The organism is Streptomyces sp. NPDC004065 (genome assembly GCF_044903565.1).
Classification (GTDB): Bacteria; Actinomycetota; Actinomycetes; order Streptomycetales; family Streptomycetaceae; genus Streptomyces.
Genome location: NZ_JBJDQT010000010.1, coordinates 131,208 through 152,744, shown reverse-complemented (window position 1 = coordinate 152,744; position 21,537 = coordinate 131,208). Strand labels below are relative to the sequence as shown.

The 21,537-nt window shown below is 75.4% G+C and carries 19 protein-coding genes and 1 pseudogene; 8 read left to right on the top strand and 12 right to left on the bottom strand.

The features are described 5' to 3' along the window. Positions 1-184 precede the first annotated feature (184 nt). Positions 185-937, bottom strand: a complete 753-nt coding sequence (locus tag ACI2LW_RS14105; protein WP_404731438.1) for a class I SAM-dependent methyltransferase — start codon at positions 935-937, stop codon at positions 185-187. A 35-nt stretch (positions 938-972) separates the two neighbouring features. Then, positions 973-1,278 (bottom strand): 4a-hydroxytetrahydrobiopterin dehydratase, encoded by a 306-nt coding sequence (locus ACI2LW_RS14100; protein ID WP_404731437.1) that lies wholly within the window; start codon positions 1,276-1,278, stop codon positions 973-975. 230 nt (positions 1,279-1,508) lie between these two features. Between ACI2LW_RS14100 and ACI2LW_RS14095 the strand changes: the two genes are divergently transcribed. Together ACI2LW_RS14095 and ACI2LW_RS14090 are read left to right on the top strand one after the other, a co-directional pair. Beyond that, complete coding sequence (locus ACI2LW_RS14095) at positions 1,509-2,342, top strand: helix-turn-helix domain-containing protein (RefSeq protein WP_404731436.1); 834 nt, start codon at positions 1,509-1,511, stop codon at positions 2,340-2,342. A 107-nt stretch (positions 2,343-2,449) separates the two neighbouring features. Continuing rightward, complete coding sequence (locus tag ACI2LW_RS14090; protein ID WP_404731435.1) at positions 2,450-3,313, top strand: helix-turn-helix domain-containing protein; 864 nt, start codon at positions 2,450-2,452, stop codon at positions 3,311-3,313. Between the two features lie 40 nt (positions 3,314-3,353). Here the strand turns inward: ACI2LW_RS14090 and dnaK are convergent, their stop codons facing one another. From dnaK to ACI2LW_RS14070, 4 genes are all read right to left on the bottom strand, one after another. Beyond that, positions 3,354-5,237 carry a molecular chaperone DnaK gene (gene dnaK / locus ACI2LW_RS14085; RefSeq protein WP_404731434.1) on the bottom strand — a complete coding sequence of 628 codons (1,884 nt, stop codon included), beginning with the start codon at positions 5,235-5,237 and terminating at the stop codon, positions 3,354-3,356. A gap of 163 nt (positions 5,238-5,400) precedes the next feature. Further along, the gene (locus tag ACI2LW_RS14080) at positions 5,401-5,826 is read right to left on the bottom strand and encodes an OsmC family protein (RefSeq protein WP_404731433.1); all 426 of its coding nucleotides are present in this window, start codon (positions 5,824-5,826) and stop codon (positions 5,401-5,403) included. Positions 5,827-6,016: 190 nt separating this feature from the next. After that, complete coding sequence (locus tag ACI2LW_RS14075) at positions 6,017-8,137, bottom strand: phage holin family protein (protein ID WP_404731432.1); 2,121 nt, start codon at positions 8,135-8,137, stop codon at positions 6,017-6,019. Between the two features lie 235 nt (positions 8,138-8,372). Further along, complete coding sequence (locus ACI2LW_RS14070) at positions 8,373-8,810, bottom strand: hypothetical protein (protein WP_404731431.1); 438 nt, start codon at positions 8,808-8,810, stop codon at positions 8,373-8,375. A gap of 85 nt (positions 8,811-8,895) precedes the next feature. Between ACI2LW_RS14070 and ACI2LW_RS14065 the strand changes: the two genes are divergently transcribed. Together ACI2LW_RS14065 and ACI2LW_RS14060 are read left to right on the top strand one after the other, a co-directional pair. Next, positions 8,896-9,669 (top strand): MBL fold metallo-hydrolase, encoded by a 774-nt coding sequence (locus ACI2LW_RS14065; RefSeq protein ID WP_404731430.1) that lies wholly within the window; start codon positions 8,896-8,898, stop codon positions 9,667-9,669. Further along, entirely contained in the window at positions 9,666-10,319 is a 654-nt protein-coding gene (locus tag ACI2LW_RS14060) for a DedA family protein (protein ID WP_404731429.1), read from the top strand. The genes ACI2LW_RS14065 and ACI2LW_RS14060 overlap by 4 nt, the downstream gene beginning before the upstream one ends. A 93-nt stretch (positions 10,320-10,412) precedes the next feature. Here the strand turns inward: ACI2LW_RS14060 and ACI2LW_RS14055 are convergent, their stop codons facing one another. The 4 genes from ACI2LW_RS14055 to ACI2LW_RS14040 all read right to left on the bottom strand — a co-directional run bounded on the left by ACI2LW_RS14055 (position 10,413) and on the right by ACI2LW_RS14040 (position 15,751). Further along, positions 10,413-11,558: an MBL fold metallo-hydrolase gene (locus ACI2LW_RS14055; protein WP_404731428.1), complete on the bottom strand. Its 1,146-nt coding sequence runs from the start codon at positions 11,556-11,558 to the stop codon at positions 10,413-10,415. Continuing rightward, positions 11,555-12,805 (bottom strand): aminotransferase class I/II-fold pyridoxal phosphate-dependent enzyme, encoded by a 1,251-nt coding sequence (locus ACI2LW_RS14050; RefSeq protein WP_404731427.1) that lies wholly within the window; start codon positions 12,803-12,805, stop codon positions 11,555-11,557. The genes ACI2LW_RS14055 and ACI2LW_RS14050 overlap by 4 nt, the downstream gene beginning before the upstream one ends. A 328-nt stretch (positions 12,806-13,133) precedes the next feature. Then, positions 13,134-14,438 (bottom strand): hypothetical protein, encoded by a 1,305-nt coding sequence (locus ACI2LW_RS14045; RefSeq protein WP_404731426.1) that lies wholly within the window; start codon positions 14,436-14,438, stop codon positions 13,134-13,136. A 515-nt stretch (positions 14,439-14,953) separates the two neighbouring features. After that, on the bottom strand, positions 14,954-15,751 hold the full coding sequence (locus tag ACI2LW_RS14040; RefSeq protein WP_404731425.1) for an RNA polymerase sigma factor SigF: 798 nt from the start codon (positions 15,749-15,751) through the stop codon (positions 14,954-14,956). A 226-nt stretch (positions 15,752-15,977) separates the two neighbouring features. Here ACI2LW_RS14040 and ACI2LW_RS14035 point away from each other — a divergent pair, with 226 nt between their 5' ends. From ACI2LW_RS14035 to ACI2LW_RS14025, 3 genes and pseudogenes are all read left to right on the top strand, one after another. Continuing rightward, complete coding sequence (locus tag ACI2LW_RS14035) at positions 15,978-16,379, top strand: DUF2795 domain-containing protein (RefSeq protein WP_404731424.1); 402 nt, start codon at positions 15,978-15,980, stop codon at positions 16,377-16,379. Between the two features lie 94 nt (positions 16,380-16,473). Beyond that, positions 16,474-16,884 (top strand): annotated as a pseudogene (locus tag ACI2LW_RS14030) (CBS domain-containing protein); the annotation flags it as partial. A 283-nt stretch (positions 16,885-17,167) separates the two neighbouring features. Next, positions 17,168-17,719, top strand: coding sequence for a type 1 glutamine amidotransferase domain-containing protein (locus tag ACI2LW_RS14025; protein ID WP_404731423.1), 552 nt, complete (start codon positions 17,168-17,170; stop codon positions 17,717-17,719). Between the two features lie 175 nt (positions 17,720-17,894). On the opposite strand, the gene ACI2LW_RS14020 is transcribed toward ACI2LW_RS14025, so the two are convergent. Then, positions 17,895-18,173 carry a DUF6158 family protein gene (locus ACI2LW_RS14020; protein ID WP_404731422.1) on the bottom strand — a complete coding sequence of 93 codons (279 nt, stop codon included), beginning with the start codon at positions 18,171-18,173 and terminating at the stop codon, positions 17,895-17,897. A gap of 57 nt (positions 18,174-18,230) precedes the next feature. Between ACI2LW_RS14020 and ACI2LW_RS14015 the strand changes: the two genes are divergently transcribed. Beyond that, positions 18,231-19,346, top strand: coding sequence for a Vms1/Ankzf1 family peptidyl-tRNA hydrolase (locus tag ACI2LW_RS14015; protein ID WP_404731421.1), 1,116 nt, complete (start codon positions 18,231-18,233; stop codon positions 19,344-19,346). 541 nt (positions 19,347-19,887) lie between these two features. Here the strand turns inward: ACI2LW_RS14015 and ACI2LW_RS14010 are convergent. Next, a complete protein-coding gene (locus ACI2LW_RS14010; protein WP_404731420.1) occupies positions 19,888-21,507 on the bottom strand; it encodes an ABC-F family ATP-binding cassette domain-containing protein in 1,620 nt (539 codons plus the stop codon). Positions 21,508-21,537 lie beyond the last annotated feature (30 nt).

The window sequence follows — 21,537 nt, the reverse complement described above, 5'->3', positions numbered from 1 at the left end:
TCCTCTCGTTGCGGCCAGCGTGCGCCGGAGCACCGCAGGGTGGCCAGCTCCGTTGCCGATACGGCAAAAGACGGGGCGCCGGAAGGCGGCGGGCAGCGCACCGGAGGGCGTGACGCGCCGCATCGCAAGGCGTGACGCGCCGCGCCGGCGGGCCCGGGGGCACCGCCGGCCCGGCGGCAGGGGGTCACTCCCCGGCGGGTCTGCGGAAGGCGCGCAGGGTGAACACCGGGTCCGGGCGCGGGCGGTCCTGGTCCGGCAGGGCGGCCAGCCGGGCGGCGAAGTCCTCGCTGAGCGGGTCGCCGGGCGGCAGCGTCACGAACCAGCCGCGCCGCAGGTCGGCGATGGTACGGCGCGGGCTGCGGCCCTGACCGCGGCCGGGGAAGCGGGTCCGGCCGGCCGGGACGAGGCCGTGCGCGGCGGCAAGGCCGGCCACGGCGTCCTCGGCGTCGTGGACCGGGCTGCGCGGCCGGGAGGCGAGGACGGCGTCGATGTCGCTGCCGACGTTGTGGGCGGCGGCCTTGTCGACCGTGGTGACGTAGACGCCGCCGGGCCGCAGCAGCCGGGCGCACTCGGCGACGACCGCGCGGGCGTCCTCCGCGCTCGCCGCGAGGTGCAGCAGCCACACGCTGGTGACCGCGTCGAACGTGCCGTCCGGGAACGGCAGCCGGCGGCCGTCGGCGCGCACGACGGCGCCGGGCAGGCGCGCAGCGGCCAGCCGGGCCATCGCCGCCGCCCGGTCCACCCCGGTCACCCGCAGCCCGGGCCGGCCGGCCGTGAGCCTGCGGGTGACGATGCCGGTGCCGCAGCCGACGTCCAGCAACTCCCGCGCCCCCGGCGGCACCAGGCGCAGCACGGCCCGGGCGGCGGCCGCCGCTCTGGGCTCGCCGCCGCGCGCGGCGTCGTAGCGCTCGGCCTCCTGCTCGTAGTCCAGTACCACCCGGCACCCCCCTGGTCGACGGCCCCCCGCGCCGTTCAGCCGGCCCCGTGCCCCGGGGCGAGGTCCTGGACGCGGCGGGCGAGCTCGAAGTCCTTTTCGGTCACTACGCCGCCCGCGCAGTGCGTGTTCACGCTCAGGGAGACCGTGTTGTAGCCGAGGGTCAGGTCGGAGTGGTGGTCGAGCTCCTCCTGGACCTGGGCGATGTGCACCACCATCGCCGTGGCCGCCAGGTGCGAGGGCAGCCGGAAGGAGCGGGTGAGCCGGTCGCCGTCCAGCGACCAGCCGGGCAGCCGCGACAGCCGGTCCTCGATCTCCTGGCGCGGCAGCGGTTCGGCGGCCATGGCTCGCTCCCTTCCTCGCCTGTCGCCGGCGGGCGCGTACCTGTTCAGACTGCCACAGGAGCGGTGGAGCGCACCTGGTCGCCGCGGTGTGCGCGGCGGGCGCACCGGACGCGCGGCCGGCGTGCGCGGCGGGCGGCCCGGACGCGCGCGGACCGGCACGCACCCCGGGTCCCGGGGCCCGGGGCCCGGGGCCCGGGTGCCGGCGCCCGCCTTCGGCTACGGTCGTGACCATGACCACCACGGCGACCGGCAAACAGGGGTCTCCCGCCGCTCCCCCGGCGCAGGGCGTGGGTCCGCTGCTGCGGGCCTGGCGCGAGCGGCGGCGGGTCAGTCAGCTGGAACTGGCGCTGCGCGCCGATTCCTCGGCCCGGCACATCAGCTTCATCGAGACGGGCCGCTCACGGCCGAGCGAGGAGATGGTGCTGCGGCTCGCGGAGCATCTGGAGGTTCCGGTGCGGGAGCGCAACGCGCTGCTGCTGGCCGCCGGTTACGCCCCGCACTACCCGGAGACGCCGCTCGACGACCCCTCGCTGGGCGCGCTGCGCGAGGGCCTGGAGCGGCTGATCCAGGGCTACGAGCCGTATCCGGCGCTGGTGGTGGACGCGCGCTACGACGTGGTGACCGCGAACCGGGGCATCGCGATGCTGCTGGAGGGCGTGCCGGAGTCGCTGCTCGGCCCGCCGCCGAACGCGATGCGGCTGACCCTGCACCCGCGGGGCCTGGCGCCGCGCATCCGCAATCTGCGCGAGTGGCGGGGGCATCTGCTCGCCCAGATGGAGCGGCAGATCGCGCTGCACCGCTCGCCCGGACTGCGGGCGCTGTACGAGGAGGTCGCGGCCTATCCGGTGCCCGAGGGCGGCGACGCGGCGGGTGCCGGGGACGCCCCGGTGCCGTACTTCGCGCTGCCGATGGTGATCGAGCACGAGGGCCGGGTGCTGTCGTTCGTCTCCTCGATCTCCACCTTCAACACCCCCATGGACGTGACGGTGGCGGAACTGGCGATCGAGACGTTCCTGCCCGCCGATCCGGCGACCGTCAAGTACCTCCACTCGTTGATGACTTGACGATCACTGCCGGGGCACCCGTACGGCCGCGGCGGACGGTGTGCGCGGCGGCGGCGCATGGCAGACTGCTCGCGGAATCTGGGCGCGCGGTGTGTGGGAGGCGTGGCGTGAGTGAGCGGCGGCCCGCGCCCACCGTGGGCCAGGTGGTGCTGGGCAGGAGGCTGCAGGAGCTGCGTGAGGCGGCCGGGCTCTGCCGCGAGGAGGCCGCCCGAGTACTGCGGGTGAACCCGGCGACCGTGCGGCGCATGGAGACGGCCGAGGTCGCGCTGAAGGTCCCGTACGTGCAGATCCTGCTGGCGGCGTACGGGGTGGGCGACGAGGAGACCGCCGCCTTCGTGACGCTGGTCGAGGAGGCCAACCGGCCCGGCTGGTGGCAGCGGTACCACGACGTGCTGCCGGAGTGGTTCAGCCTGTACGTCAGCCTCGAGGGCGCCGCCCGGCTGATCCGCGCCTACGAGCCGCACTTCGTGCCCGGGCTGCTGCAGACCGAGGACTACGCGCGCGCCGTGCTGGAGGGGGGCACGGTCGGGCGGGCCGGCGCCGGGGCGGTCGAGCGGCACGTGGCGCTGCGCATGGACCGGCAGCGGCTGCTGGAGCGCCCGGACCCGCCGCACCTGTGGGTGATCGTCGAGGAGACGGTGCTGCGCAGGCCGGTGGGCGCCGGTGGCCGGGTGATGCGCGGGCAGCTGGACAAGCTGCTGGAGTACACCGAGCGGGACCGGGTGACGGTGCAGGTCGCCGAGTTCGCCGACGGGCCGCACCCGGGGACGTACGCGCCGTTCTCCCTCTTCCGCTTCGCCGAGCCGGAGCTGCCGGACCTGGTCTACACGGAGTACCTGACCGGCGCCCTGTACCTGGACTCCCGCAGGGAGGTCTCCACGCATCTGGAGGTCCTCGACCACATGACGGCGCGCGCGGCGTCGGCGGAGCGCACCCGCAAGCTGCTGCGGGAGTGCCGCGACGCCTGCTGAGCCGCCTCGCCCGGCGGGGCCCGCCCGGCCGCTCCGGGGGTCAGGCCGCGCCTCCCTTCGTGTCGCGGTCGTCGTCGACGATCTCCGCGTCCACCACGCCGTCCTCGTCGTGGGCGTCCTGCGGGGAGGTGTGCTGCCCGGTGGGCCCGCCGGCCTCGGTGGGGGTCTGCTGCTGGGCCTGGGCGTACATGGCCTGGCCCATCTTCTGGCTGACCGTGCCGAGGTTCTCGACGGCGGTGCGCAGGGCGGCGGTGTCGGCGTTCTGCTCCAGCTGGTTCTTCACCTCGGCGACGGCCGCCTCGACCTCGCCCCTGGTGTCGCCGGGGATGCGGTCGGCGTTCTCGCGCAGGAACTTCTCGGTCTGGTAGACGAGCTGCTCGGCCTGGTTGCGGGTCTCCGCGGCCTCGCGCCGCCTGCGGTCCTCCTCGGCGTACTGCTCGGCCTCCCGCATCATGCGGTCGATGTCCTCCTTGGGCAGGGCGGAGCCGCCGGTGACCGTCATCTTCTGCTCGCGGCCGGTGGCCAGGTCCTTGGCGGAGACGTGCATGATGCCGTTGGCGTCGATGTCGAAAGCGACCTCGATCTGCGGCACCCCGCGCGGGGCCGGCGGCAGGCCGGTGAGGTCGAAGACGCCGAGCTTCTTGTTGTAGGCGGCGATCTCGCGTTCGCCCTGGTAGACCTGGATGCCGACCGAGGGCTGGTTGTCGGTGGCGGTGGTGAAGATCTCCGAACGCCGGGTGGGGATCGTGGTGTTGCGCTCGATCAGCTTGGTCATGATGCCGCCCTTGGTCTCGATGCCCAGGGACAGCGGGGTGACGTCCAGGAGCAGGACGTCCTTGACGTCGCCGCGGATCACGCCCGCCTGGAGCGCGGCGCCCACGGCGACCACCTCGTCGGGGTTGACGCCCTTGTGCGGGTCCTTGCCGGTGAGCTCGCGCACCAGCTCGGTGACCGCGGGCATCCGGGTGGAGCCGCCGACCAGGATGACGTGGTCGATCGCGGACAGCTTCACGCCCGCGTCCTTCACCGCCTGGTGGAACGGGGTCTTGCAGCGGTCCAGCAGATCGGCGGTGAGCTCCTGGAACTGCGCCCGGGTGAGCCTCTCCTCCAGGTGCAGCGGGCCCTCGGCGGAGGCGGTGACGTAGGGCAGGTTGATGCTCGTCTCCGACGACGAGGACAGCTCGATCTTGGCCTTCTCCGCCCCCTCGCGCAGCCGTTGCAGCGCCATCTTGTCCTGGCCGAGGTCCACGCCGTACTGGCCCTTGAACCGCTTGACCAGGTACTCGACGATCCGCTGGTCCCAGTCGTCACCGCCCAGGTGGGTGTCGCCGTTGGTGGCCTTGACCTCGATGACGCCGTCGCCGATCTCCAGCAGGGACACGTCGAAGGTGCCGCCGCCGAGGTCGAAGACGAGCACGGTCTGCTCCTCGCCCCGGTCGAGGCCGTAGGCGAGGGCGGCGGCCGTCGGCTCGTTGATGATCCGGAGCACCTTCAGGCCGGCGATCTCCCCGGCCTCCTTGGTCGCCTGCCGCTGGGCGTCGTCGAAGTACGCGGGCACGGTGATCACCGCGTCGGTGACGTCCTCGCCCAGATAGGCCTCCGCGTCCCGCTTCAGCTTCTGCAGGACGCGCGCGGACAGCTCCTGGGCCCGGTAGCGGGTGCCGTCGATGGAACCCTGCTCGGGGAACCTCCAGTGGGCGTCGCCCATGTGGCGTTTGACGGAGCGCGCGGTGCGCTCCACGTTCGTCACGGCCTGCCGCTTGGCCACCTCGCCGACCAGCACCTCGCCGTTCTTGGCGAACGCCACGACCGACGGCGTGGTCCGCGCACCCTCAGCGTTGGCGACGACGGTGGGCTCACCGCCCTCCAGCACGGCCACCACCGAGTTCGTCGTCCCCAGATCGATCCCGACCGCACGTGCCATCTTCGTCCCCTTCCGCAAGGACGCCTCAGCTTTCCTGCCAACTCCAGCACAAAACTTGAGTGGCCCTTTGTCAAGGCTGCGTACCCGGCGCTTGGAGACGTTGGAGACGACGGTGCCGCGCCCCCGGGACGGGGACGCGGCACGGTGCGGGGGCGCCGCCCGGTCAGGCGAGCTTGGCGTCCAGGGTGATCGTCGTACCGGCCAGGGCCTGGCTGACGGGGCAGTTCTTCTTGGCGTCCTCGGCGGCGGCGGCGAACGCGTCGGCGTCGATGCCGGGGACGGTGCCCTCGACGGTGAGGTGGATGCCGGTGATGCCCTCGCCCGGCTGGAAGGTGACGTCCGCCTTGGTCCGGATGCTGGTGGGCGGGGTGCCGGCGCCGGCCAGGCCGTGCGACAGCGCCATGGAGAAGCAGCTGGAGTGGGCTGCGGCGATCAGCTCCTCGGGGCTGGTCTTGCCGTTGGCCTGCTCGGCGCGCGACGGCCACGACACCGGCTGCTGGCCGATGCCGGAGGAGTCGAAGGTGATGACGCCGTTGCCCTCGAGCAGATTGCCTTCCCAGACGGTGTGAGCGGTGCGCGTGGTTGCCACGGTTTGTTCCATACCTTTCGCCTAGGGTCCCGTTGCCGGGATTCCGTACCCGCCCACCATCCGATCACATCCGCGCCCCGCGGACCCGCCGAACGGCCGCGACGTGCCCGGGGAACCCACCCGCGAGCCGCCCCGGGGGCCGGGCGCCCGGCGGACGCCGGGCGGGCCGGCGCGGGGCGCGGCACCACGGTCAGGCGGCCCGCTCCTCCCGCTCCGGCTCCTCGCCCGCGCGCGGCTGCTCGCGCTGCGGCTCCCCGTCCGGTTCCTCCGTCGCGCCCGCCGCCTCGGCCAGCCAGCGGCGCAGGACGCCGTGGATCCGCTCGGCGCCGACGAGTTCCCCGTCCGGCTCGCCCGCGGGAGCGGAGCAGGCCAGCGGCGACAGCAGGAACGGACGGCCCTGGGCGCCGCCGAGGCCGCCGTGGGAGCCGATCTGCTCCTCGAAGGCGAGAACCTCGCCGTCGGCCGGGTCGTAGCAGGAGTTGACCATGATGTCGGCGGTGTGCGGGAAGGAGTGGGTGCGGCGGACCGCGTCGGCGGCGCCGGGGCCGAAGGCGGCGAGCGGGCCGGGGTCGGTGTCGAGTTCGTCCAGCGGTATCCGCGCGCCGTGCGCGCCGAGCACGAGGCCGCCGTGCCGCTCGCTGCGCACGAGCAGGAACCCTATGCCGGGATGGTTGGCGAGCGTGGGCAGCAGCGCGGGATGGCGGGCGTCGATCTCCTCCCGGCTCATCCGGTGCGGCACGTCCGGGAAGGAGACCAGGCCCAGGTTGCCGGAGGCCAGCACGACCGGCTCCGAGCGGGGGGCGGGTCCCGCGGGCCCGCCGTGCTCCTCCACCGGGCGGCGCAGCGCGGCCCGTACGGCGGCGCGCGCCTCGGCGCCGCTGTGGGTGCGTTCGGCCCGGCGCGGCACGGGCAGTCCACAGCCGGCCCGCACCAGGTCGCCCAGGGTGAGGCCGTAGCGGGAGCGGAAGGTCTCGCCGGGACTCTGCCCGTGGTCGGACAGCACCACGATCCGGTACGGGCGCGGGGCGTGCTCGGCGACCTTCTCGATCAGGGCGAGCGAGCGGTCCAGCCGCCGCAGCACCTTGGCGGCGTCCCGGCTGCGCGGCCCCGAGTGGTGGGCCACCTCGTCGTAGGCGACCAGATCGGCGTAGACGGCGGTGCGGCCGGCGAGCAGGTCGCCCATCACCGCGGCGACCACGACGTCCCGCTCGACCACGGTCGCGAAGGCGCGCACCAGCGGGTACAGGCCGCCGCGGGAGACGCGCGGGCGTTGCCGGCGGAAGCGGGCGCGCAGCGACTGGCCGATCTCGCGGCCGGCCTCGGCGGCGAAGGACAGCGCGGTGCGCACGGCGTTGGCGGGGTCGCAGAAGTAGGCGAAGTAGCCCGCGCGGGAGCGGTTGCCGGGCCCGCGCCGGGCGGACACCGACAGTACGAGGGCGAGTTCGCCGGCGCCGCCGCTGAACAGGTTGCCGCGGCTAGCCCCGTCGGCGGCGAGCAGCCCCGGGTCGCCGGTGCGTTCGACGGCGCGGCGCTGGAGCTCCACGGCGCTGGTGGGACGGTTGCAGACCATCACCTCGCCGGTGTCCTTCTCGTACCAGCGGAAGGCGGGGACGTCGTGGTTGGTGCCGTGCAGGATGGCGAGCTGGCTGGCGCCGGTCTGGCTGGACCAGTCGGTGCGCCAGGGGGTGAGCCGGTGGGTGGGCGGCAGGCCGGGGCCGGATCCGGAACCGAGCCAGCGGGCGACGGTCGGCATCAGGCCCTCGTCGACCGCGTCCCGCAGCACGTCGTACCCCACCCCGTCGAGCTGGACGACGACCATGCCCGGCGTGGGCGGGCAGGGCGGCTGCCGTCTGCGGCGGCGGTCGGCCAGCCGGTGCAGCCGGCGCCGGTAGGCGTCGTCGTCGCGGACGGCGAGCGCGGCGCCGGTCGCCGACGCGACCGCGGACATCACCGCCGCCACGATCACGGCGGTCTCGGGTGCCGCCTCGGGCCGGCCGGCGGGGTTGACCCGCAGGGCGAGCAGGAGCAGCGAGCCGTTGAGGAAGAACACCAGCAGCCCGAGGACCAGTGCGGGCACGAGCAGCAGCAGCCGCACGAGCAGCGGCCAGGCGACGGCCGACAGCACGCCGAAGGCGCCGGCGCCGAGGGCGGCGGTCACGGCGATGGTGGTGGCGCTGTCCCCGTCGGGCGACTGCAGCCGGAAGTCCGGCAGGATCCCGGCGAGCACGAGCATGGTGAGCGTGGAGACCGCCCACACCGTGACGCTCCGCCCCACCTGACTGGCGGCCCGCCGCCACCACCCGCCGCGCACGCCGACACCCCTCACATCCCGGCAGATCCCGGTCACATCCCGGCCCGGCCCTCCGCACGGGCCCGGCTCCCCGGCTCCAGCTTGTCACAGGCCCCGAGGGCGCCGGCCGGGCGACCGTACGCCCCGGGCCGTCACGCGCCCCCCGTGCCACCGCGAGCCCGTCGGGCACCCGCACGCCCCCCGCACGCCCCTGTGCGCGCCTGCCCGGCCTCGGGCCGGCGGGCGTCGTCGGCACCTACCGGCCGTCGTAGCCCGCCGTCGGCATGGACAGGCGGCGGTGCACCCGCGCCATCATCTGGGCGTCGTACGACGGCTCCGCCTGCCCCACCGTCTCCACGCGGACACCGCGCCGCGCGCACTCCGCGGCGAACTCCTCCACGGAGGACACCGCCCGCTCCAGCACCCGCCGGCTGGGGGCGACGAACAGGTCGACTCCGGGCCGTACCCCGTCCCACAGGGCCGCGTGGTCGGGGCGCAGGCCGCGGACCAGCAGTTCGCGCGCGACCACATAGCCCCGCTCGGCCGCCCAGCGGGCGCACATCGCGTGCTGGCTGCGCGAGTCCACCAGGAAGGGGTCCTCGTGCAGCTCCTCCAGAGGCGTCAGGCTGGCGATCGCCGTGACCCGGACGGCCGTCGCGGCGGCCTGGCCGCGGGCGTCCCGCACTTCTCCCATGGCGTCCCCCTCACCTCCGGGTTTTCGCCGCCGACCCTACTCCTGCACGTAGGCTCAGGGGGAGTCGCGCGAGGGAGGCGAAAAGGTGCCGGTGGAGATCACCTGGTGGGGTCACGCCACCTGCACGGTCGAGGATTCGGACGTACGCGTCCTGACCGATCCCCTGTTCGCCCGCCGGCTCGCGCATCTGCGCCGCCGGCGCGGCGCGCTGCCGCCCCCGAGCGCCTGGCACGCGGACGTCGCGCTGGTCTCCCATCTGCACGCCGACCACCTGCACGTTCCCTCTCTGGCCCGGCTCGCCCCGGGCACGCGCCTGCTCGTGCCCCGGGGCGCGCGCCGGGCCGTACCGGGGCTGCGCCGGCTCGCGCGGCTGCGGGTGACGGAGGTGGCGCCCGGGGACCGGGTGGAGGTGGGCGGGATCGCGGTGCGGGTGGTGCCGGCCCGGCACGACGGGCGCCGGTTCCCGCTGGGCCCGCGCCGCTCCCCCGCCCTCGGCTATGTCGTCGAGGGCGAGGCACGGACCTACTTCGCCGGGGACACCGGCCTGTTCGAGGAGATGGCCGAGGAGGTCGGTGCGGTGGACGCGGCGCTGCTGCCGGTGGGCGGCTGGGGACCGTACCTCGGCGAGGGGCACCTGGACGCGGGCCGGGCCGCGCAGGCGCTGGCCCGGCTGGCGCCGCGCAGCGCGGTGCCGGTGCACTACGGCACGTACTGGCCGATCGGGATGGACGCCGTGCGCCCGCACGAGTTCCATGCGCCCGGTGATGAGTTCGTGCGCCTGGCCGCGCTGCGTGCGCCCAGCGTGACGGTGCACCGGCTCGGGCACGGGGAGAGCGTGCGCCTGGAGGTCGCCCGGTGATACCGCTCGCCGCCGCCGTGACGTCCGCGGTGACGTCCGGGGTTCCGGCGGAGCCCGCCCAGCAGGCGTTCGGGTATCCGTCGCTGTTCCTGCTGGTGCTGATCGGCGCGCTGGTGCCGGTGGTGCCCACGGGCGCGCTGGTCAGTTCGGCGGCGGTCGTGGCCGTGCACCGTACGGCGCCGCTGTCGCTGCTGCTGGTGTTCGTCACCGCGTCGCTGGCGGCGTTCCTCGGGGACGCGACGCTGTACTGGCTCGGGCGGCGCGGGCTGAGGTCGAGGAACGGCTCGCGCTGGCTGGAGGCGATCCGCTCGCGGGCTCCGGAGGACCGGCTGGCGCAGGCCCAGGAGAAGCTCGCCGGGCACGGGGTGGCCGTGCTGGTGCTGTCGCGGCTGGTGCCGGCCGGGCGCATACCGGTGATGCTGGCGTGCCTGCTGGCGCAGTGGCCGCTGCGCCGCTTCTCCCGCGGCAATCTGCCCGCCTGTCTGGCCTGGGCGCTGACGTACCAGGTGATCGGCGTTCTCGGCGGCTCGCTGTTCGAGGAGCCCTGGGAGGGCGTGGCGGCGGCCGTCGTCCTCACCATCCTGATCGGCGCGGCGCCGAGCGCCTGGCGCCGGCTGCGCCGCCCGGCCCCTGGGCACCGCTCCGGCTGAGGCCGCCGCCCCGCGGCGCCGCTCCGGCTCGCCCGCCCCGGCTCCCCCGCCCCGGCTCCGACCCGTCAGGTGGGACGGGGGGACTCACGTGACTCACGTGAGGACGCGGGACGCTCCGACGGGGAGGTCCCAGAGGTCCTCTCTGGGCAGGCCCGCCCTGGTCCAGGCGGTGCGGACGCGGGTGAGGGGTTCCAGCACCGGTTCGGCGGACAGCACGAACGTGCCCCAGTGCATGGGGGCCATGCGGCGGGCGCCGAGGTCCTGCGCCGCCCGCACCGCCTCCTCCGGGTCGCAGTGGACGTCCCTGAGCCACCACCGGGGGTCGTAGGCGCCGATGGGGAGCAGGGCGAGGTCGATCCCCGGGTAGCGGCGGCCGATGCGGGAGAACCAGTGGCCGTACCCGGTGTCGCCGGCGAAGTGGACGCGCTGCCCGTCGGGCGCGGTCAGCACCCAGCCGCCCCACAGGCTGCGGCAGGTGTCGGTGAGGGTGCGCTTGGACCAGTGGTGGGCGGGCACGAAGTCGAAGCGGACCGCCGCCCGCCGCCCGCCGCGCTCCCCGTCCGGGGCGCCGTCACCGCTCCTCGCCGGCAGTTCGGCCGCCTCCCACCAGTCCAGCTCGGTGACGCGGGTGAACCGGCGCCGCCGGAACCAGCGGCCGAGGCCGGCCGGCACGAACACCGGTGTGTCGCGCGGCAGCCGGCGCAGCGTGGGCGCGTCCAGGTGGTCGTAGTGGTTGTGGCTGATGACGACCGCGTCGACGGGCGGCAGGGCCTCCCAGGCGACGCCCACGGGCGTGACGCGGGCCGGGGTGCCGACGATGCGCCGGGACCACACCGGATCGGTGAGCACGGTCAGCCCGCCGATCCGGATCACCCAACTGGCGTGTCCCGCCCAGGTGACGGCGATCGTGCGGGCGTCCACGCGCGGCAGCGGACCGGGCTCGTAGGGCAGCAGCGGGATGTCGGCGAGGCCCTCCTTGCCCGGCCGCACGGCGCCCTCGCGGGCGAACCGGGCGATGGCCTTCAGGCCGGGCAGCGGGGCGGTGAGCCGGTCGTGGAAGCTACGGGGCCACACGCGCGGCTCGCCCAGCGGCCGGGGCGCGGCGAGCGGCGGGAAGGGGGCTGACCCCGGGGCGAGGGCGGTGGCGGTCGCGGGGTCGTCGGGCTGCGGGATGCTCCGGGCCGGGGTCGTGGGCGTGGTCGCGGTCGTGGAAGTGGTCGACTCGGACTGCTGCGTCATCGAGGGGGCTCCCATCGCTGAGCGTCGTCGCGGAGATCGTCGAAAACCGACCTCAGGGACATCAACGCGCGTTGCACGTGTGGCAGTTCCAACGGCGCGGGAGACCGGAGGCATTCCTCGCGCTCCTCGTCCGTGCCGTCGATCAGGTCCGCGGTGGACAGCCGTACGCGCAGCGCCCCGAGGTCGTCGCCGAAGCGGTGGCCGCCCGGTGCGGGCACGCCCAGACGCGCGCCGAGCCATTCCTCGAGCTCCTGCGCGTCGCTCACCCCGTGGGCGGCGAGGGCGCCGCGCAGGGGCCCGAGGTCGACGTACAGGTGGCGTCCGGCCTGCGGCGGACGGGCCGGCGCGCCGGCCGCGACCACGGCGGCGTGCGCGGCGCGGGCCACGCGCGCGTGCAGGCGTACGGAGGCGGTCAGGCGCTCGGTGACGGCGTCGGGCTCGTCCAGGGCGTAGGCGGCGGCGACGGCGACCGGTTCGGCGATCCGGGCGTCCAGTGCGGTGAGGACGTCGAGCACGCGCGCGTGCAGCGCGTCGCCGGCGGCCCCGGCGGGGAAGCGGGCGACGGCGGCCGGCCAGCCGGCCGGCAGGAAGGCGCCGGCCAGGTCCGTGACGACGCTGACCCGTTCGGGGAGCATCTCGGCCGGGCTGAGCAGCACCGTCTCGTGCGGCTCGTGCACGGTGTCGCGCCAGGTCTCGTCGCTGACCAGGTGCAGTCCCTCGCCCGCGGCGGCCTCGACGGCCTCGTGCAGCACCTCGGGCGGGGCCACGGTGGCGGTGGGGTCGTCGGCGACGGACAGCACGAGCAGCCGGGGGTCGCCGCCCTCGGCGCGGACCCTGCGGACGGTCTCCAGCAGGGCGTACGGATCGGGTACGCCCCCGCACTCGGCGGGGGTGGCGACGGGGAAGGCGGGCCGCCCCAGCAGGCGCGCGTACGGCACCCACCAGGCGGCGCACGGCCGCGGCACGAGGACGTCCCCGCCGAGCGCGGCGGTCAGCGCCAGCAGCAGGAAGGGCGCGCCCGGCCCGGCGGCCACGCGGTCGGCGGGGGTGGGCAGTCCGCGGCGCATCCAGTAGCCGCGGGCCGCGTCCAGCAGCGCCGTGCCGCCGCCGATGGGCCTCTGCCGGGAGCGGCCGGCGGCCGCGGCGAGCGTGGCGGACAGCTCCGGCAGCACGGGCAGACCGTCGTCGGGGAGTGCCGACGGCCCGTAGCGGACGGGTCCGTGGCCTTCCAGGTCCGTCCGCCGCATGGGATACCTCCGCGCAGTCCCTGGTGCAGTCCCTGGTGCCGTGCCGTGCCGTGTCGTGTCGTCGTACGCCGTGACGCCGGGACGCCGTGACGTCGTGTCGATGGGACGCCGTGGCATCGTGTCGCCGGGTCGCCGCGGGGGCGGGCCGGGTCGGCGGGACCACCGGTCGGTCCACAGGACCACCGGTCGGTCCGCGGTGACGGGTCCGTCCGCGGCGGAGCCCCTTCGGCCCGCGAGTACCCGTAACGGCGCCGTGTCATGGCCCGTCCGGCGCGTCGCGAAGGTCACACCGCTCGCGGGTGTCACGCGGCGCGGGACACCGGCCCCGTCAGCGGCCCGCCCGGTCGCGGCGCCACACCCGGTGCACCGCCGCGCCGCACGCCGCCGCGATCAGCGCACCGCCGCAGATCAGCGCGGGCAGCGACGCGGTGAAGGAGCCGCCCTGCCCGGCCCGCACACCGTGCTGGACGGCGCTGCCGGCGCCGTCGGCGCAGTCGCGGCCGGAGCGTCCCGTGCGCTCGGATCCCCCTGTGCCCTGGGAGCGTCCGGCGTGGTCGCCGCGGTCGGTGCAGGGGGCCGCGGGGCCGTGGGAGTCGTCGGCGTGGGAGTCGTCGTCGTGGGAGTCGTCGGCGGCGGAGTCGTGGGGCGCGGGCAGCCGCCCCGGCTCGCGCGAGGCCCCGTCCCCGGAGCCCGTGTCGCGGCCGGAGCCGCCGGGGGCCTTCGATGCGGCGCTCAGTGCCTGGGCCGGGTCGCGCGCCGGGGTACCGGAGGGCGGGTCGGCGGGAGACGGGTCGCCGGAGGCCGGGTCGTACGTGCGGAGGTCCGCGGGGTCGCGCGCCGGGTCGCCCGCTCCGGCGCCCGCCGCGTCGTCCACCGCGTCGTCCGTCGCGCCGTCCGTCGCTGCGTCCGTCGCTGCGTCCGTCGCTGCGTCGACCGGATCGTCCGCCGGGCCGTCCGCCGAGTCCCGGGCCAGGGGCTGGGGCTGGGGCTGGGCGGGGTCGTACGACGCGTCCGGCGCCGCCTGGTCCGCCGGGCCGGCCGGGTCAGCCGCTGGGTCGTGCGCCAGGGCGTCCTGGAGCAGCGGGTCCTGGGAGGCGTCCTGCGCCTTTGCGGCGCCGGACGGCGACGCCCCGGGCGCCTGGGCGGTAGGAGTCGCCGCGGCCGCCGGAACGGGCAGCGCCTTCCTCCGCGGGGCACCCGTGACTCCGCCGCTCCGGGTGCCGGTGCGTCCGGTGCCGGTCGGCGGTGTGCCGGGGCGGCTTGCGCTGGTGGCTGGGGTGCCGGCACCCGCGGTGCCTGTGCGTCCGGCGTCGGTGCCCGTGGTGCCGGAGTTGCCCGTGCTGGTGCCCGCGGTGCCAGGGCGTCCCGTGCCGGCGGCGCGCGGGGTCTTCCGGAACGCCTCGGGGCAGGGGCCGGTCGCGTGCGTGCCCGGGGCGAGGGGAAGCGCCGGGCCTTCGTGAGCGGTGCCCCCGGCCCGCGGGCACGTGGTGGGGGCGGGAGCGGGGCTGACGCCGGAGCCGGCCGGGCGGAGGGCGTCCGCCGCGACGGCCGCGGTCGCGGCCGTCGCCGTGGCGCCGGTTATGAGGCCGGCCAGAACGGCGGCGTGCAGGGCGCGGGGGACGGTTCGGCGCATCGGCGGGGCTCCTTGGGCCGGCGGCGTCTGAGGGCACGGCGCGTGCCTTCCTTCCGCAGCCATCACAGCCTCCGGCGCCGCGCTCCGCGCGCGGCCGAGCCCCATTCGCGGGACGGCGGACGGCCTATCGGGTGACGCCGGCAGCGGCGGCAGCGGCCCCCGACGCCCCGCATCGCACCCGACGCCCCACGGGCGGGGGTCACGCACGGGCCGGGGTACGCACGGGCCGGGGCAGGCACAGGCGCGGGCCACGCACGGGCGGGGTCACGCACAGGCGCGGGCCACGCACAGGCGGGGTCACGCACAGGCGCGGGCCACGCACAGGCGCGGGCCACGCACAGGCGGGGTCACGCACAGGCGCGGGCCACGCACAGGCGCGGGCCACGCACAGGCGCGGGCCACATCCTGGCGGGGTCACGCACAGGCGCGGGCCACGCACAGGCGCGGGCCACGCACAGGCGCGGGCCACATCCTGGCGGGGTCACGCACAGGCGCGGGTCACGTCCTGGCGGGGTTCACACCCCGTCCCGCATCACCTGGTCGCGCAGGCGGTCGCAGCAGCGGCTGATCAGGCGGGAGACGTGCATCTGCGAGATGCCCAGCTGCTCGGCGATCCGGCTCTGGGTCATGTCGCCGAAGAAGCGCATGTACAGGATGGCCCGCTCCCGCTCGGGCAGCGCCGCGAGCCGCGGCCTGACGGCCTCGCGGTCGACCACGGTGTCCAGCGCCGGGTCGGGCGAGCCGAGGCAGTCGGTCAGCGAGTAGCCGTCCTCGCTGCCGGGCAGTTCGGCGTCGAGCGAGAGGGCGGTGAAACTCTCCAGCGCCTCCAGGCCCGTACGGGCGTCCTCCTCGCTCATGCCGGCGTGCTCGGCGATCTCGGCCACGGTGGGCGCGTGGCGGCCCGGGACGGTCTGGGACAGCTCCTGCGCCGCGAAGCGGACCCGGTTGCGCAGGTCCTGCACCCGGCGGGGCACGTGCAGCGTCCACATGTGGTCGCGGAAGTGCCGCTTGATCTCACCGGTGATGGTGGGCACGGCGTAGCTCTCGAAGGCGTTGCCGCGCTCGGGGTCGTACCGGTCGACGGCCTTGACCAGGCCCAGGGCGGCCACCTGGCGCAGGTCCTCGTAGCTCTCGCCGCGGCTGCGGAAGCGTCCGGCGAGCCGTTCGGCCATGGGCAGCCAGGCCTCGACGATCTCCTCGCGCAGGGCGTCTCGCCGCGCGCCGGGAGGGAGGGTGGCGAGCCGCTGGAACGCCTCGGCGGTGTCGGGTGCGTCGTCGTGCGGGTGGTGCCTCGCGCTCGCTTGAGTTCGCATGGTGCGTCGCAGCTCCCTCGGAGTGCTCGGGGATGGACGGTCACCGTGGGCGCGCGAACCCGGCCGGACCGCGGCACGCGTGGGCGGCCTGGGCCGCTCCCACGGACGTGCCTCCGGTCCGAAGCACTGACTGTGCCCCTGCCCCCGCCGTCCCGTCGCAAACACCCGGTGTCGGCCGACCCTGCACGGGTACGCGGGGGCCACCCCTGACGATGTGGAGGGAGACATGCAGCGAGGCAGCGACCGGCTGAGTGCCCACCGTGACGACGAGATGAAGCACGAACTACAGGGTCTGCTCAGGTCCGGCCATCCCACGCGGAGCGAGGAGTGGCACGACCCGGAGCCCACCGCCGAGGACGACCCGCAGGTCTGGGGTGGTCCGGTGGCGCCGGGCGACTCCCGGGCGTCCCTGGAGACGGTGCGTCTGGAACTGGCCAGGATCCTCGGCCGCAGCGCCTTCCCGGCGACTCCGGGCGAGCTGATGAACGTCCTGCGCCGCAAGAACGCGCCCGACGCGCTCATCGACGCGCTGGACGCCCTGCCACGCAAGGCGCGCTACACCAATGTGCAGGAGCTGGCGAAGGAGCTGACCCGCACCGAGCGGCCCGCGCGGGAGGACCGGGCATAGGCCTGCGCCCCGGGGGTACTGCGGGCGTCGTCGTACCGCACGACCGACCGCGGCATCCCCCGGCTCGCCCACGGGCAGGAAGGGCCCCGAAGTGATGGCTGGACTCGTGAGGGACGTGATGACACCGGGCGTGGTGGCCGTGCGCCCGGACGCCTCGGTGGCGGAGGCGGCACGGCTGATGCGCTCGCAGGACATCGGCGACGTGGTGGTGGCCGACGGGCAGGAGGTCGTCGGCGTGCTGACCGACCGCGACATCGCGGTGCGGGCGGTCGCCGAGGGCCTGGACCCGCAGACGGCCAGCGCCCGCTCGGTGTGCACGCCGGGCGTGCACATCGTGGGGCCGCACGACCCCGTGGCGACGGCCGTCGCCCTGATGCGTGAGCACGCCGTACGGCGGCTTCCGGTCGTCGAGGACGGCCTGCCGGTCGGCATGGTCGGCCTGGGCGACCTCGCCGAGGCGCTGGACCCGGAGTCCACGCTCGCCGGCATCAGCCGTTCCGAGCCTTCTTCCGAACCCCCTTCCGGGCCTTCTTCCGGGCCTCCTCCCGGGCCTTCTTCCGGGCTTGCGGCCGGGCCCCGTTCCGGTCCCCGGCCGGAGTCGGGGCCGCGGGGGCCGCGGGGCGGGTCCGGGAACTGAATCCGAGCACGATCCAGCACGATCGAGCACCTGACCGAGCGCTGGTACGGGCACTACGAGCACTACCGGCACTACGGGCACGGGGTACGGGCCCGTGCCGCGGGCGCCGTCGTACGTGCGACGGCGCCGACGAAAGGAACCCTGAGACATCATGCGCATCGCATTTCTGACCGCCCCCGAGGGCGTGGAGCAGGTGGAGCTCACCGAGCCCTGGCAGGCCGCGAAGGACGCGGGGCACGAGACCGTGCTCGTGTCGACCCGGTCCGGTGAGGTCCAGGCGTTCAACCACCTGGACAAGGCGGACACGTTCCCCGTGGACGAGGTCGTCGCGGAGACCTCCGCGTCCTCCTTCGGCGGGCTGGTCCTGCCCGGCGGCGTGGCCAACCCGGACTTCCTGCGGATGGACGAGAAGGCCGTCGCCTTCGTGAAGGACTTCTTCGACGGGGGCCGTCCGGTGGCCGCGATCTGCCACGCGCCGTGGACGCTGGTGGAGGCCGGTGCCGTACGGGACCGGGTGCTGACGTCGTGGCCCAGCCTGCGCACGGACATCCGCAACGCGGGCGGCACCTGGGTGGACGAGCAGGTGAAGGTCTGCGACCACGGGCCGAACAAGCTGGTCACCAGCCGCAAGCCGGACGACCTGAAGGCGTTCTGCGAGACGTTCCTGGAGGTGTTCGCGCAGGAGACGGCGGGAGCGGGCTGACCCGCGCCGCTTCCTCCCCCGCAGGGCAGCACAACGGCCGGCGTCGGACGTCGGCCGTTGTGCTGCCCTGCGGCTGCCCTGCGGCTGCCCTGCGGCGTGCTTCCCGCGGAGCCCGCCGGCGCACCGCAGGAAGCACGCCGGCGGACACGATCGGGGCCGGACGGGCCCCGCCGGGTCAGGCGCGGGGAGTCGCCGACTCCCCGCATCCGCGTTCCCGTGCGCCTTCCCGGGTGCGGCTCGCGGCGATCGTGCGCCGCGGATTGCGGCGCAGGTACTCCCCCTCGAGCTGCGCCATGCGCTCGTTGTGCGCCCGCAGCGCGTCGTTCGAGCCGTACAGCAGGGTGTCGTGACGCGTGCGGTGGATGGTCTCCAGCTCCTTCATGAGCTGTTGATCGTCCAGCCGCCCCGGGTCGACTCCGGTCATGGTGTTGCCCCGCTCGTCGTGTTCGTTCATGTGGTCCGGGTACCCGCCCGGCGTGCACTACCACCGAACGGCATCCGGGAGGGAGCCATGGATCTCGCTTTTCTGAATCCACTGTACGAACACCCGGGCCCCTGGGCCTCCGTGTACGTCGACACCTCCCGGCGCTCGGAGGACATGGCGCACGAGCTGCATCTGACGGCGCAGGCGATGGGGCGCGAGCTGGCCCAGCAGGGCGCGGGCGAGCCCACCTGCCGGGCGGTGGAGGACGCGATCGACGAACTGCGCCACTCCCCCGACCCGCACGGGCGGGCCCTGTTCGCACGGGAGGGCACCGTCGTCCTGGACCCGCACCTGGCGCGTCCGCCGCAGGGCGGCAGCTGGGCCGAGTGGGCGCCGCTGCCGCGGGTGGGGCCGCTGCTGGACCTGGCGGGCGAGGACCCGGTGGCGATCGTGGCGTACGTCGACCGCAAGGGCGCGGACTTCGAGCTGCGCAGCTCGCTGGGGAGGCAGAAGGCCGCCACGGTGGTGGGACAGCAGTGGCCCATTCACCGTACGAGCAGCGTCGACTGGTCGGAGCGGCACTTCCAGCTGAAGGTGGAGAACACCTGGGAGCACAACGCGGCGGAGATCGCGGACGCGCTGAGCGTGTGCCAGGAGGAGAGCGGGGCCGATCTGCTGATCGTGGTCGGGGACGAGCGGGAGCGGCGCGAGGTGCGCGAGCGGCTGCCCAAGCGGCTGCAGGACCGTGTGGTGGAGTCGGCCCACGGGGCCGGCAGCAGGCTGCTGGACGACGAAGTGGAGCGGATCCGCGCCGAGCACGTCCGTCGGCGGGTCGAGGCGGAGCTGGACCGCTTCCGGTCCGCCAAGGCCCCCGACGACGAGGGCCGTGTCCGGGCCGTGGAGGGCGTGCCGGCGCTGGTCGAGGCGGCCCGTGAGCACCGTCTGGAGGAGCTGCTGATCGCCCCGGACGGCCCCGACAACCACCGGGAGGTGTGGATCGGCGAGGACCCGGACCAGCTGGCGGTGCGCCGTACGGATCTGGAGATTCTCGGTGAGCAGCACTCCTGGCCGGCCCGTGCCGACGACGCCCTGCTCCGCTCCGCGGTCGCCACCGACGCGACGGCCCTGTCCCTGTCGCCGGTGGCACCGACCGAGGAGGACATCCCGTCGGGCGGCCTGGCCGCGATTCTGCGCTGGCGCTGAGCCCGTCCCCGGCCGGGGGCGGGCCGCCCACCGCGACCCGCCGCACGGCGCCGCCGCCCCGACGGAACGCGCGGCGCCCGCGGCCGGCCGGGACGGGGCGCCGCTGCCCGGCAGGCACGCCGGGACGGCCGCACGCATCCGAACCGCACGCTCCCTGCCGCACCCCGCCGACGTCCCCGCACAGGCGGCAACAGCGTCGCGCGGCCGGCCATGCGGGTACGCCCGCCTGCCCCCTGTCGGCCCGGGCCGGGGCGGGGCAGGGCAGGCACTCGGCCCGCCCCGCCCGGTCTCACCGGGCCGCGCGGCCGAGCACCGTCCGATCGGACTCGTCCGGCGACGCGATGCGGGTCGGCATGGCCGGACGTCGCCCTCCCCGCGTCCCCGGACGCCGGCTCCCCCCGCCGGGCCGGAGCCGCCCGGTCCGCGGGCAAGGCTCGCGGGCAAGGCTCCCCGGGGCCCGCCCGGGCAAGGCTCCACCCGGGCCCGCCCGGGCGGCGCTCCACATGGACCGGCCCGGTGCCACCGGGGCTGTCTCGCGCGCTTACCTCGCGCGCTCGACGCGGCGCTCGTCCCAGACCGGTTCGGTCGTCTCGCGGACCCTGCCGTCGCTGCCGAAGACCAGGTAGCGGTCGAAGGAGCGGGCGAACCAGCGGTCGTGGGTGACGGCGAGGACCGTGCCCTCGAAGGCCTCCAGCCCCTCCTGGAGCGCCTCCGCGGACTCCAGGTCGAGGTTGTCGGTGGGCTCGTCCAGGAGCAGGGCCGTGGCACCGGCCAGCTCCAGCAGCAGGATCTGGAAGCGGGCCTGCTGGCCGCCGGAGAGGCGGTCGAAGGTCTGCTCCGCCTGACCGGTCAGCTCGTAGCGGCGCAGCCGGGACATGGCGGCGCCGCGGTCCTGCGCGTGCTCCTTCCACAGGATGTCCAGCAGGGTGCGCCCCCGCAGCTCGGGGTGCGCGTGGGTCTGGGCGAAGTGCCCGGGGACCACGCGGGCCCCCAGCTTCCACCGGCCGGTGTGCGCCACGTCCTCGCCGGCCAGCAGCCGCAGGAAGTGCGACTTGCCCGAGCCGTTGGAGCCCAGGACGGCGACCCGTTCGCCGTAGAACACCTCCAGGTCGAAGGGTTTCATCAGGCCGGTCAGTTCCAGGCCGGCGCAGGTGACGGCGCGTACGCCGGTACGGCCGCCCCTCAGCCGCATGCGGATGTCCTGCTCGCGCGGCGGCTCCGGCGGCGGCCCCGCCTCCTCGAACTTGCGCAGCCGCGTCTGGGCGGCCTGGTAGCGCGAGGCCAGCTCGTGGCTGACGGTCGCCGCCTGGCGCAGGTTCAGCACCAGCTTTTTCAGCTGCGCGTGCTTCTCGTCCCAGCGGCGGCGCAGCTCCTCGAAGCGGGCGAAGCGCTCGCGCCGGGCCTCGTGGTAGGTGGCGAATCCGCCGCCGTGCACCCAGGCGTCGGCGCCGCCGGGTCCCGGTTCGACCGACACGATCTTCTCGGCGGCGCGGGCGAGGAGTTCACGGTCGTGCGAGACGAACAGGACGGTCTTGCGGGTCTCCTTCAGCCGTTCCTCGAGCCAGCGCTTGCCGGGCACGTCCAGATAGTTGTCCGGCTCGTCCAGCAGCAGCACCTCGTCGGTGCCGCGCAGCAGCGCCTCGAGGACCAGCCGCTTCTGCTCGCCGCCCGACAGGGTGCGCACCTGCCGCCACTGCGCCTTCTCGTACGGCACGCCGAGGGCGGCCGTGGTGCACATGTCCCACAGCGTCTCGGCCTCGTAGCCGCGGGCCTCCGCCCAGTCCGCGAGCGCCTGGGCGTAGTCGAGCTGAGCGGCCTCGTCGTCGACCGTCATGATGGCGTGCTCGGCCGCGTCGACGGCCCGGGCGGCCTGCCGGATGTGCGGCGGGGCGACCGACACGAGCAGGTCGCGCACCGTGGTCTCGTCCCGTACGGAGCCCACGAACTGCCGCATCACGCCGAGGCCGCCGCTGACGGTGACGGTGCCGCCGTGCGGCTTGAGCTCGCCGGAGATCAGTCTCAGCAGCGTCGTCTTGCCCGCGCCGTTGGGTCCGACGAGGGCGACGGCGGCCCCCTCGCCCACGCGGAAGGACACGTCGCCGAGCAGCGCCCTCCCGTCGGGGAGGAAGTACTCCAGGTGCGCGGCTTCCAGATGTCCCATGACCACGCATTCTGCGGGCGCCCCGAACAC

What these genes read in the sequence shown, in the direction of transcription:
- ACI2LW_RS14100 (WP_404731437.1), bottom strand. Translation starts at nt 1,278, where the DNA reads ATGGCCGCCGAACCGCTGCCGCGCCAGGAGATCGAGGACCGGCTGTCG.
- ACI2LW_RS14095 (WP_404731436.1), top strand. Translation starts at nt 1,509, where the DNA reads ATGACCACCACGGCGACCGGCAAACAGGGGTCTCCCGCCGCTCCCCCG.
- dnaK (WP_404731434.1), bottom strand. Translation starts at nt 5,237, where the DNA reads ATGGCACGTGCGGTCGGGATCGATCTGGGGACGACGAACTCGGTGGTG.
- ACI2LW_RS14070 (WP_404731431.1), bottom strand. Translation starts at nt 8,810, where the DNA reads ATGGGAGAAGTGCGGGACGCCCGCGGCCAGGCCGCCGCGACGGCCGTC.
- ACI2LW_RS14055 (WP_404731428.1), bottom strand. Translation starts at nt 11,558, where the DNA reads ATGACGCAGCAGTCCGAGTCGACCACTTCCACGACCGCGACCACGCCC.
- ACI2LW_RS14050 (WP_404731427.1), bottom strand. Translation starts at nt 12,805, where the DNA reads ATGCGGCGGACGGACCTGGAAGGCCACGGACCCGTCCGCTACGGGCCG.
- ACI2LW_RS14045 (WP_404731426.1), bottom strand. Translation starts at nt 14,438, where the DNA reads ATGCGCCGAACCGTCCCCCGCGCCCTGCACGCCGCCGTTCTGGCCGGC.
- ACI2LW_RS14040 (WP_404731425.1), bottom strand. Translation starts at nt 15,751, where the DNA reads ATGCGAACTCAAGCGAGCGCGAGGCACCACCCGCACGACGACGCACCC.
- ACI2LW_RS14035 (WP_404731424.1), top strand. Translation starts at nt 15,978, where the DNA reads ATGCAGCGAGGCAGCGACCGGCTGAGTGCCCACCGTGACGACGAGATG.
- ACI2LW_RS14025 (WP_404731423.1), top strand. Translation starts at nt 17,168, where the DNA reads ATGCGCATCGCATTTCTGACCGCCCCCGAGGGCGTGGAGCAGGTGGAG.
- ACI2LW_RS14020 (WP_404731422.1), bottom strand. Translation starts at nt 18,173, where the DNA reads ATGAACGAACACGACGAGCGGGGCAACACCATGACCGGAGTCGACCCG.
- ACI2LW_RS14015 (WP_404731421.1), top strand. Translation starts at nt 18,231, where the DNA reads ATGGATCTCGCTTTTCTGAATCCACTGTACGAACACCCGGGCCCCTGG.
- ACI2LW_RS14010 (WP_404731420.1), bottom strand. Translation starts at nt 21,507, where the DNA reads ATGGGACATCTGGAAGCCGCGCACCTGGAGTACTTCCTCCCCGACGGG.